The organism is Actinokineospora lacus (assembly GCF_053813445.1).
In genome coordinates this window covers 1-10,201 of the sequence record NZ_JBQERA010000029.1, presented here as the reverse complement: position 1 = coordinate 10,201, position 10,201 = coordinate 1, and the positions used below count along the sequence as shown (strand labels likewise).

Sequence of the window (10,201 nt, the reverse complement as noted above, 5' to 3'; positions counted from 1 at the left end):
CACGAGACCCGACGCTTCCTGCGACGCCGCCAACGCCAACCGCACATCGTCCGCGGCTACTTCCGTGCCCCACACGTCCGCTACGCCGACACATAGGCAACCTAATACTTTCGCCTCAATATCTCTACCGGTGGCCCCGGCGCAACGAGCGCGGTCATGTCAACGGCTACGTGTGGGCGTACTCCGCCGACACCGACGCACTGCGGGCGACGTTGGAGGAAATCGCGCCCGAGGTCGTGCGACGCGCCACCGTTTCCGGCTCACCCGTCGATGGTTCACCCGGCGACGGCGCCGACCAGCCGAAACAGAGTGAACCCGCAGGTCGCACCGTTTCCGGTTCAACCGGTGACGGCTCACACGCAAACATAAGAAGGACTGTTCGTAAGAAGAACGAGAAGAAGAACGAGTCGAGCGCGCCCCGCGGGCGCTCGCCCCTGCCGCCGGAGTGCGGACAGTGCGACGCTCGGCCGGGAGATCCAGTCAGTGCCAGGGTGCTTTGGGTCGACGAGGACGGCACCCGGTCCACCCCGTGCCCGCGCTGCGCGCCGCGACGGTCACGAGGTGCGCGATGAGCGGGCGTGTCTACCTCGCCTTCCGGGAGCCGGACACCAGGTTCCATCCAAATGGTTGGCTTTCTCCGGCGGATTGCTTGAAGGACCGGGCTGAGGCCGAGCGGCTACGCGATGCGACGAACCTGGGTTCCAGGCGGAATGCCGCGAGGCGTCATACCTGGCACGTCACCGACTGCCCTGGTGAGGACTGCGGGGTGCGGCGATGACCACGGCACTTCCGGTTCCCGAGCCGGACGACGACGAGGTGCGGCGCGCGGTGGCGGAGATGGAGCGGTATGTCGCCGGGCAGGCTCCGGCAGTGCCCGACGCAACTCCTGTCGTCGAGCCACTGACCACCAAGCGGGTCCGGGAGTTGCGCGCCGAGGTGGACGAGGCCAACGCACTGTTGGAGTTGCAGGCCGACGCCGCACCCCTACTGCTCGACACCGACCGGGTGCGGCGCAGCCGCAAACGTGCCGCGGAGGCCGCCCGGCTGCACGCGCTGGCCCAGGATCCGGCGGCGCGGGCCTGGCTGGCAGCGCGAGTGCGCCTGGTGCTCACCGTGGTGGCGTTGGCCGCGCTTGTCGGTGCGTTGGGCTGGTCGACCACGGGTGTGCACCACACGCTCACCCGGTCGATGACCGAGCGGGGTGCGGCGTGGTGGGGCGCGTGGGCAGTGGAGCCGGTGATCTCGGCGGTGCTGCTGGTGGTGGTCGGGGCACGGGCATTCCTGACAACCCGTGGCCGGATACTGCGTCACCCGCATCTGACGGTGGTCGAATACGGAGCACTGACGGTGACGCTGACGCTGAACGTGTGGCCGTACCTGCCGTGGGTCTCGGTGCCGTGGGCACGGTTCGACGCGATGCAGCTCCTCGCGCACGCCATCGGCCCACTGGTGGCGGTCGGCGCGGTGGCGGTCCTGCCGGTGATCTGGTCGGCGTTCGCGGACCTGGACCATGGCCTCCCGGTAGGCCCTACTGCCGCGCCTACCGGCCCGGAGTACAGCGGAAACACCTCCTATGAGTGCGATGTAGAGCAGGGGGCTACCAAGAATCGGACAGCCCTACTGGTCGCCCGCGCCCGGCGAATGATCGCCGCTGGCCAATTGCCCGCCGACCCGTCCGCGACCCGACTGCGAGAGGCATTGGCATGCGGCACCGACGCGGCCCGCGAGGTCCGCGACGCCCTGCGCGGGGTGCGGCATGAGTCTGACGCGTAGTTGGCGAGAGATCCCGTTCCCGAATGCCATCGGGCATACGTGGATGGACGCCCCCAAACAGCTCACCTCGCACAAGGAGGTGGGCCTGCTGCTGGGCGCGGACAGCGAGACGGAGCTGTCCGCCGGGATGCGATGACCGTACGGACCCACGCGTCGTGGTCGAGGGGACACCGAAGCTGCTCGGCGAGGAGCTGGCCCGCGCCGAGGTGTCGTCGGCGGGCACGCGGCGCATGGAGGGCCACTCGAACCTCGGCGCGGTGGTCTACGTGGACGCGGTGCAGTCCGCGATCAGAGGCTGACGGGCATCGACACACGGGCCGGAACGGGCAGCACGACCGGGTTCCGGCCACCGGCGCTCTGCCGACCCCTCACGACTGCTTTAGAAACCCGCGAGAGGCATTGAGATCAACCGCACGGCTACTTGCCACTCAACACCTTCGAGCCGTTACACCACCGGACCGCCTTGAACATGAGCCCGGTAGGAGAAGTGCTGCCCCACCGGTCGTTCATCCTGGTGTTCGAGACCGAGGTCCGATGAGACGGTCACTTGAGCGGCCGCAGCACTCCCCGTCGTTGCAGCTCCTTGACGTGCTCAGCGGAGCGTACCGGTGCGGTGCCGCCGCGGATCAGAACGCCTGCTTCGATGTTGTGGCGCGCTCCGGAAGCGGTCAGGTTCGCGCTGCCGAGGAAAAGCACCTGCCGGTCCGCCACCAGGATCTTGGCGTGCTGTCGGGCACCCCGTTCCTCCCGCTGGTCCAGCGGCCAGTGCCAGAGTCTCACGGCCATGGACCTAGCCAGTTCCGAGAAAGCTTGGGCTGGCTCGGGACCGGTCAGCAGACCACCGGCGCCTTGGATCGTCTCCACCACGATGTCCACCTCGACTCCGCGCCCCGCCGCCGCGCGCAGAGCCGCAGTCAACGGCTTGTAGGCAGCAGCGGAATAGGTCATCGCCAGCACCTCCGTCGTCGCCTGCCCGACAACGGACACCAACACCTGGGCAGTTGACCGGACCGGTACCCCGGGGGTCGGTGGTCCACTCCATACCGGCTGCACCTCTGTCAGTTCCCGCTGCCGCGTCCAGGCGGCTACGAAGCCGCGCAGGTACATCGCCACCTCGCCAGCAGGTATGCCCGCGAGGTCAACGGCGTTCAACAGGCGGCGGACGGTAGGTCCCGCGGTACGCATCCGGATCGCATGCAGGATGTACTCCCAACTGCGTCCCTCGGCCAACTGCCCCGCCAGGTCCTTGGCCTGGGCGGGTCCGAGCACGGCGACCGCCTCGGCGGCTGCCGTCTCGAACTCCGCTCTGCTCAACCCGTCAACTCCTTCGGGGACAGCACGATGGACGGGTCGTCGCCGATCGGCACGAGGAAGCTCCGGTCGAGGAAGCGGTTGCCTCGCTCGCAAGTCGTCTCCGAGACGAAGAGGCAGACGTGGCAGGCAGCACCGTGCAGAAAATCGGCAGGGGCCTGGGGAAGCCGCTCCGCGCACAGCGGGTCCGAAGAGCAGTGGCGGGCTCCGCTCAAGGCGCTGCGCACGATCCGTTCGAAGTGTTCCTCCTCCGCCAGGGTCACCAGGCCGCCGAGAGTACCTTCGGAGTCCGGCACGGCGGTGTAGATGAGGATGCCGGTGCGGGGGTCATCCTCAGTGCCTGCGTAGATTCGCTCCGCAAGGCTGGCCGAGCTGTAGCCACAATCGAGCGCGATCGCCCTGATCAGCAGGTGCGACAGGGTGTGCAATGCGATGTAACGTTCGCCGGGCCAGCCACGCTCCGGATCGAACGCACCGATGAGCCGATCAGAACGGCGGTTGATTCGGAAACGCTTGTAGGACTCCAGGTGGGCGATCATCTGCGCCGACTTCTCGACCCGGGTGACCCAGTCGGCGACCAGTCCTTCGTCGAGCCTGAGAAAGATCCCCTCACCGCGGACCTCGCTCGCCGGTATCCACTTCTGCGAAGTGCGGCTGAGTTTGACCCGGGTGACCAGGTCGGGGTCTTCCGGGTCCGGGGCATCGAGGCGCGTGAACCCGATCAGGGCGCGGGCTTCACGCAACCTTTCGACCTGACGGACGTGCGAGAACAGGCCGGTGAGCGAGGCGGGTACGGGGACATGCGCCAAGGCGAAGTCATCGGTGGGATTAGGCACCTTGGCTGCTGAGAGCGTTTCCCACTCCGGGGTCAAAAGGTCTTCCTGACCGACCTTTTCCGGCGTGGCCGTTCCTGCTTGAGCAGCATGTCGAGCCTGCACGGCGGCGATCAAGGCGGTCGAGTCATGATCTTTGATATAGCTGAACAGGGGGATGTCGACCAGCAGGTCGTAGACGTCCTGATTGGTCACTTTTCGCAGTTCATCCCACCGTGCCTCGACCAGCTTCGCCAGCCCTTCGTTACCGGTCTGCGGCAACGCGAGAGCGCTGAGCGTGATCGGGAACCACTGGTTGGAGGCACCAGCCACCAGCAGCATCGCTGACTGGTCACACCCTTCGTTGTCGAAGGAATCCAAATGCGGGTGCCGGCCCCGGCAGGCTGGCAGGTTCTGCTCGCCCTGCACACCCTGGGCTTCCTGGATGTTGCGGCGAGTGCCACACGGGGTGCAGCTGATGGTGACCCTGGCCGCCTGGTTGCCACCGTGGTCGAACATCTTCATCCGCGGCACGGAGACCCCTTTGGAACAGGATCCGCCGTGGTGGACGAAGGCGACGTAGGGGAACTCGTCGAGGTGCCCGGCAGTGCAGGCGAGCAGGAAGCGGGCGGCGACGGCTAGCGGTTCCTTTTTCCTCGTTCCACAGCTCACATGAGTGAACCTGGCCTCATGCGGGGCTCTCGGCACTGAGTTGACGAAGCGGAACGTGCCCGAATCGAGCGACCCCAGTTCGTTGCATGCGGTACATCGCAGCCATTGCGGGAACGGCATGACCGGCGCACCGATCTGCTGGGCAGCCTCGCCCTTGGGGTCCTGGTCCGCACCCTCCATCCACGGGGCTGACCGAAGCTCGGTGATCTGGTCCGAACCATAGAGTTGTAGCGCGCGGTTGACGGCGGTGCGGAGTCGCGGTTCGTCCACGTGGTAGCCGTGTACCCCACCGTAGGTCCACGACTCCAGTCCTTTGACCAAGACGGAGAAGTTCGGCAAGTCGACCAGTGAGCCGATGCCGCCGGTGTACATCAGGTGGCTGGGTCGCGCCGCGCCAACTCTGCGGTAGTACGCGCCGCTCATTCCTGTGCCCCTTCCGCGTTGCGATTCGCATCGCTCGGCGGCCTGAAGCACCACGCCGGACCGCTTTGTCCAGCGAAGTTACCGCCCCCGGGAAAGAGTAGATTGATCTCGTTCTCCGTCTCGCGCATGGACTGCGGTACCGTCAACTCGTCCCACCGACCGCCATCTGCGTTCTTCAGCAGCCTAGCAACATTTTGATCCTTGAGTTTCTTCTCTTTGTAACCGAGGCTGGCTTCGATCTCCCGCCGGTTGCGCCAAGAGTCCTTGAGCGCCTCGATCCGCTCCTTGAAATAGCCCCGAGCTAGCTCGCCCCTGACCGCCTCGGCTCGGTCCAGCAGGCGCTTCTCGACCTGCTGGACGATCGGTCCGTCGAGGTCGAGCGTCCCGGCGTCGAGGTTGTGCGAGTGCTCGAAGGCAGCGTGTCGGAGAGCGGCGATGTACGTGGGCGCGGTGCCCCGATCCAACGCCCGCCGGGTGTAGGGCGTGACGGACAAGGCTTCCACCTGGCGGTAGAAGGTCGAGTGATAGTGCTCGAAGTCCTCGAAATGGGCCAGGTCCCGCGGTCTGGTCCAGTTGTAGAGGGTAACGACGAGGCCGGGCCGCCCCGGGTCACGTCCCACGCGGGAGGATGCCTGGATGTACTCGGCGGTGTTCTTCGGTTGACCGACCACCATCATCAGTCCGAATCGCGACACGTCGACGCCGACCTGCAGCATCGAGGTGGCCAGCACCGCGTCGACGCCCTTGTGGTCCGGAGTTGCCCCTTGGCCGCGGGGCTTGCGAGGCGGCTTGCCGTTGAGCGCGTCGGCCACCTCCGCGGCGAAGGCCCGGCGCCGCAGGCTGGTGTCGTGCTCCGGGTCGAAGCCCGTCTCCAACCTGCGCAAAGCCGTGTTGATGTCCGCCGAGGAAACCCGTGAGGTCAGCTCCTGGATCGTGAGCATCCCGGATTTGGTGACGATGCGATCGGCAATCCCCTTGGCTGTACCGTTGCGGCGTACCCGGGTGGTGATGTCGTCGTCCAGGTACCGACGCATACCTGCCAGCTCGCGAGTGGCGTTGAAGTAGCCGACCAGGGTCATGTAGGGGTCCGCGGGAGACCCGTACTGGTCGAACAGGTCCTGCCCGGCCAGCAGCAGGATCTCCGCGAGCCTGATCTCGGCGGCCTTGATGCGGAAGCCGTGGGCACAGACGCCCAGGTAGCGGCGGCCAGGCTGGTCCTTGGTCACGGGGACCTGGAGTGAGAAGAAGGTGTTTCCCGCATCGACCACCTGGGGCGGGAAGACCGCGACCTTGCGTCCGAACACCCCGAGCACCTGTTCGGCAGCGCGCTTGGTGGTTGCGGTGGAGGCGATGATCTTAGGTCCGACCTCGTGCACAGTGCCTTCCCGATCGGTGTAGGACCAGGTGCACAGTTGGTCGACCGCTGCCTCGAACAAGCCGACCGTCGTACCCAGCGCACCGGAGATCAGGTGCAGCTCGTCCTGGATGATCAGATCCGGCGGGCGCAGTCGGGTAACGGGTTGTGAGACGACCTTGTCCAAGCCACCCTTGGCTTTGCCGCCGCGTTTGTTCTGGTGGTGGCTGCCGCAGCCGATTTCCTGGTCCAAGTCCCCGTGCCGGTAGCCGTGCCGGGGGCACAGCTGGGAGACCCGGCCGAAGAGCGAGCCTGCCCAACCTCGCCAGGGCAGCTGGGCAAGCTTGTCGACCGTGGCGATCAGCAGGCTGGGGACGAGTCGGTAAATCTCCTCGTCCACAGTGAGGATCGGCAGGCCCTCGTTCGGCGAGAGGCGCCGGGAGAAAGGGCAGGCGTCCTTGCCCTCACCTCGGGGGCAGTAGACGAAGACGCGACGAAGGTCGTCATCGGTGGCCAGGTCGCGATGGGCGCGTAAGCCCTCCCCGCACCAGGGGCAACTGAGCACCTGCAAGGCGCGAGCGGCCTTGCCGTGCCCTGCCTCCCGCGCTTCGGCGATCTGCTCGGCGGCTTCCTTGTACCAGTTCGGGGACACCGTGCCGCCGACCCACATGCCGATACGAAAGGGGGTGGCTCCCCATCGGCGATCGGGAGCCGTGACCCAAGCACCGGTCTCGTCGCGCACCCCGTCGTATGCCTCGCGACGCAGCACCTCGGCTGCGCAAACCAGCGCGGCTGCACGCTGAAACTGCTGTGCGGTGAGAAGCCGCAGGGTGTAGCGCATCAGGACAGCGACACCGGCTTCGCCGCTGCGGGCATCCAGACCAGTGCCGAGGGTTCCCTGGAGGCGGCGCAGCGCGAAGGTGTACGCGGCCAGGCCGAGGTATGCCTCGGTCTTGCCACCACCGGTGGGGAAGAAGAGCAGATCGACCAGTGCCTCGTGACCGGTGCCGCGGTGGGGGTGCGCGGGGTCGCTGAGGGAGGCGAGGTTCAGCAGGACGAATGCGAGCTGGAAGGGGTACCAACTCGCCGCCGCTTCGCCCTTGCTGTCGATTTCCGCCTTGGCTTGCCGGTACGTCAGCGAGCCGTCCTCGGAAGCCGCGCGCAGGTTGACCAGAGCGGTGTTGCGCCGCTGAAGCGCCATCGCCTGGTTAGCGAAGCGGAAAGCTTCAAGTGCGAGAGGGTCGGAGAGCAGGGTGTCGATGCCCTCAGAGATCCGTGCACAGATGTCCTGAGCCTCGTCGATGGCCACTTCGGCGCTAGTCTTCAGCTCCTCGGGAAGCCTCTGCGCGTCCGTGCGCTGCTGGACAAGCCAGGTCGCGTAACCGTCCGAGAGCGGTCGAAGGGCGGTGACGAGCTGCTCGCAGTGCAGGGGAACCGCAAGGGCGGCAAGCTTGTCCATGGAGAGTTCGAGGCCGGTCAGGAGGACTTGTCGCTTGACACCGGGCGCAGTGGTCGCGGCAACGTCGTAAGCGGGTAGCCAGGTGGTGACGAGTTCGTACGCGCGGCGTTCACCCTTCCGCACCTCGGAGTGCACAGCCACATTGCGGCCAACGGCATGCCGTAACTGGTCGCGGTAGAGCAGCCTCAGGCGACGCTCCTCGGGATCTTCGGGCGCACGTCGGGCGTTACCAGGGAGCAGAGGGTCATCGATCGGCAGGAAGACGGCGGCCCCATCAGTCGAGCCGGTGACTTCGAGCTTGGTCTGGAAGAGCCAGTTGGCGTCACGCAGGTCGCGCGACTCGTCCAGCGCATTGACGAGAGCGATCTCCACGACGCGCAGCTCCGTGCCACTTTCGCCGTCGGAACCCTCGATCCGACTTCGGACCTTGACCCGGAGCTGGACCGATGGATGGTCAACGTGCTCGCCCTCCAAGAGGTAAGGCTCCTGGTCACCGACGGTGGTCACGGCGATCTGCCGTTCGTGACTGACCGGTCGACGGGCCCAGCGACGGGTGGGTCGGGCGGAGTCGGACAGTGACTCGCTCTGGGTGTAGCTCCCCCAGGAAGCCACGATGTTGATCTCGCCGATCGAGGCGGGAACGACGAAGGACAGTCCCATGGAGGACGCCCAGATCCGGCCGGCCACCTGTGGTGTGAGCAGCTCCGGGAGTTCGGCGTCTAGACCGTCCCCTTCGCCGCTAAACCTGGCTCCGTCGTCATCGTCTTGCGCCGCCTTACGGGCCGCCGCGTTGTGGTCCTTGGCCTCAGCGGGGATGCGCTTCGGCCCCAGCATGCCGACGAGGTAGCGGTCCAGGGGCCCAGCTGAGTGGGGTGCGAGTTCTTCGAACTCGCCGTCCCAAGGGCCGAGAAGATCGCGGGAGATGTACTTCTCCAGCGCGCTCCGCACGTCGTGCGAGTCGCCAGCCAGGAAACTCTGCGGCACCTCGTCGATGGGATGCGGTACCGCGAAGTCCTTGGCGTCAGGCTGCTGGTCGGGCATGAATGGAGTCCTCTCCCGTCCGGCGGGTACTGGTGCGCTGAGGGTATCGACCGCGCAAGCGTGGTGCGGATCTCCGTAAATATCGAGCACAGCTCAATTCCGCACGCCATGCGCTGCCTAGCCCACAACCCGAGGAAAGTTCATTTTGCAGTTGTCCTGCTTTGACGAACAGGATCACAAGTCGAGCAGGACTGGGAACTTCGCCTCTTTGGTACCGATCGGGTTCCCTGGGGATCAGCGCCCGGCAACGCATAGGCGACCACGTGCATCTGATCATCTGCCACAGCGGCATACCCGGCCGTCGTCGCTGGTGACGAATGCCGCATGAGCCGTTGAGTGAGCAGGAGATCGCGCCCGGATGATCGGTATACCGCCGTCCCGTAACGGTGCCGGAGCTGGTGATAGCGCATCCGGATGCCGAGCTTGGACGCCGCCGTCGCGACCGCTCGAGACACCCGCTGAGGCCGAACGCCCGGCCATAGCGGACCATCCTGCGTCAGGTCGAGCGCGTTGAGGACAACGGGTGGTACAGGAACGACGTCCGTGCGGCCGCCCTTGCCGGTCACCCTGAGGACGATCTCGCCGCCTTCTCCCGCAACCACGTCGGTGGCCGCGAGCTTCGCGGTCTCATGAGCACGTAGGCCGCAGAACGCTCCGAGCAAGACCCACAACTTCCGTGGCCCTTCCTCGGCATCCACCAGCCTCTTCAGATCGTGCTCGGAAAGCGGATCGGGTGTCGACCTCGGGGCCGGGGGCTTGCGGATCCCCTCGATCAGGTCGACCCCCAGCCACTTCCCGAACACCTTGAGATGGTTCAAGTAAGTCCGTCGAGACCAGGGGCGAAGCTCCCTGTCTGCGAAGTACGCCAGCACGGAGTCCAGCGTGAGCTTGCCAGCGGTTGTGCCAGCGTGGCGTGCGATCGCCTTGACACATCGGACCCGGGCTCCGATTGTGTTACGTGAGTAACCATCGGCACGCTGCGCTTCAATGAACCCCTCGATGTCCATGAGCGACATCATGGACTGGCGAGAACGACGTGGGACCAGCTGCCCTCTCTCCTGTGCAGAGCTGGTGGCGCAAGCCCAAGCCAAGCCATGTATTGGTCTGTTCGCCGTGTTGAGGAAAGTCGACCCACCATCCCTCGCATCATGCCCGGCCATGTCACGGACCTGCTGAGATGAGACCAATGATCTGGGTTGAGCGTCAGACGTCCGTTCCGTGAAGCATGATCGCTTCCGTCTGGTATCCAACCGAGGACGGTCGTTCCAAGGCTCCAACGTCCTGGGCAAGGGCTTCATCCTCACCCCCGAACAGGCAGACGCCCTACTTCAGCGGGATCCTCGCAACCGGGACGTC

6 protein-coding genes are annotated in these 10,201 nt (G+C 66.0%); 2 read left to right on the top strand and 4 right to left on the bottom strand.

From position 1 onward, the window contains the following. Window positions 1–774 precede the first annotated feature (774 nt). Together ACTG9Q_RS32795 and ACTG9Q_RS32790 are read left to right on the top strand one after the other, a co-directional pair. A complete protein-coding gene (locus ACTG9Q_RS32795; RefSeq protein WP_455576838.1) occupies window positions 775–1,773 on the top strand; it encodes a hypothetical protein in 999 nt (332 codons plus the stop codon). Window positions 1,774–1,928: 155 nt separating this feature from the next. After that, on the top strand, window positions 1,929–2,072 hold the full coding sequence (locus tag ACTG9Q_RS32790; RefSeq protein WP_455576837.1) for a hypothetical protein: 144 nt from the start codon (window positions 1,929–1,931) through the stop codon (window positions 2,070–2,072). Window positions 2,073–2,316: 244 nt separating this feature from the next. On the opposite strand, the gene drmC is transcribed toward ACTG9Q_RS32790, so the two are convergent. The 4 genes from drmC to ACTG9Q_RS32770 all read right to left on the bottom strand — a co-directional run bounded on the left by drmC (window position 2,317) and on the right by ACTG9Q_RS32770 (window position 9,852). Further along, window positions 2,317–3,087: a DISARM system phospholipase D-like protein DrmC gene (gene drmC / locus ACTG9Q_RS32785; RefSeq protein ID WP_455576836.1), complete on the bottom strand. Its 771-nt coding sequence runs from the start codon at window positions 3,085–3,087 to the stop codon at window positions 2,317–2,319. Further along, window positions 3,084–4,991 carry a DrmB family protein gene (drmB, locus tag ACTG9Q_RS32780; RefSeq protein WP_455576835.1) on the bottom strand — a complete coding sequence of 636 codons (1,908 nt, stop codon included), beginning with the start codon at window positions 4,989–4,991 and terminating at the stop codon, window positions 3,084–3,086. Before drmB ends, drmC begins: the two co-directional genes overlap by 4 nt. Further along, a complete protein-coding gene (gene drmA, locus ACTG9Q_RS32775; RefSeq protein WP_455576834.1) occupies window positions 4,988–8,845 on the bottom strand; it encodes a DISARM system helicase DrmA in 3,858 nt (1,285 codons plus the stop codon). Before drmA ends, drmB begins: the two co-directional genes overlap by 4 nt. A gap of 140 nt (window positions 8,846–8,985) precedes the next feature. Continuing rightward, window positions 8,986–9,852 (bottom strand): tyrosine-type recombinase/integrase, encoded by an 867-nt coding sequence (locus ACTG9Q_RS32770; RefSeq protein WP_455576833.1) that lies wholly within the window; start codon window positions 9,850–9,852, stop codon window positions 8,986–8,988. Between the last annotated feature and the right edge of the window lie 349 nt (window positions 9,853–10,201).

What these genes read in the sequence shown, in the direction of transcription:
- ACTG9Q_RS32795 (WP_455576838.1), top strand. Translation starts at nt 775, where the DNA reads ATGACCACGGCACTTCCGGTTCCCGAGCCGGACGACGACGAGGTGCGG.
- drmB (WP_455576835.1), bottom strand. Translation starts at nt 4,991, where the DNA reads ATGAGCGGCGCGTACTACCGCAGAGTTGGCGCGGCGCGACCCAGCCAC.
- ACTG9Q_RS32770 (WP_455576833.1), bottom strand. Translation starts at nt 9,852, where the DNA reads ATGGACATCGAGGGGTTCATTGAAGCGCAGCGTGCCGATGGTTACTCA.
- drmA (WP_455576834.1), bottom strand. Translation starts at nt 8,845, where the DNA reads ATGCCCGACCAGCAGCCTGACGCCAAGGACTTCGCGGTACCGCATCCC.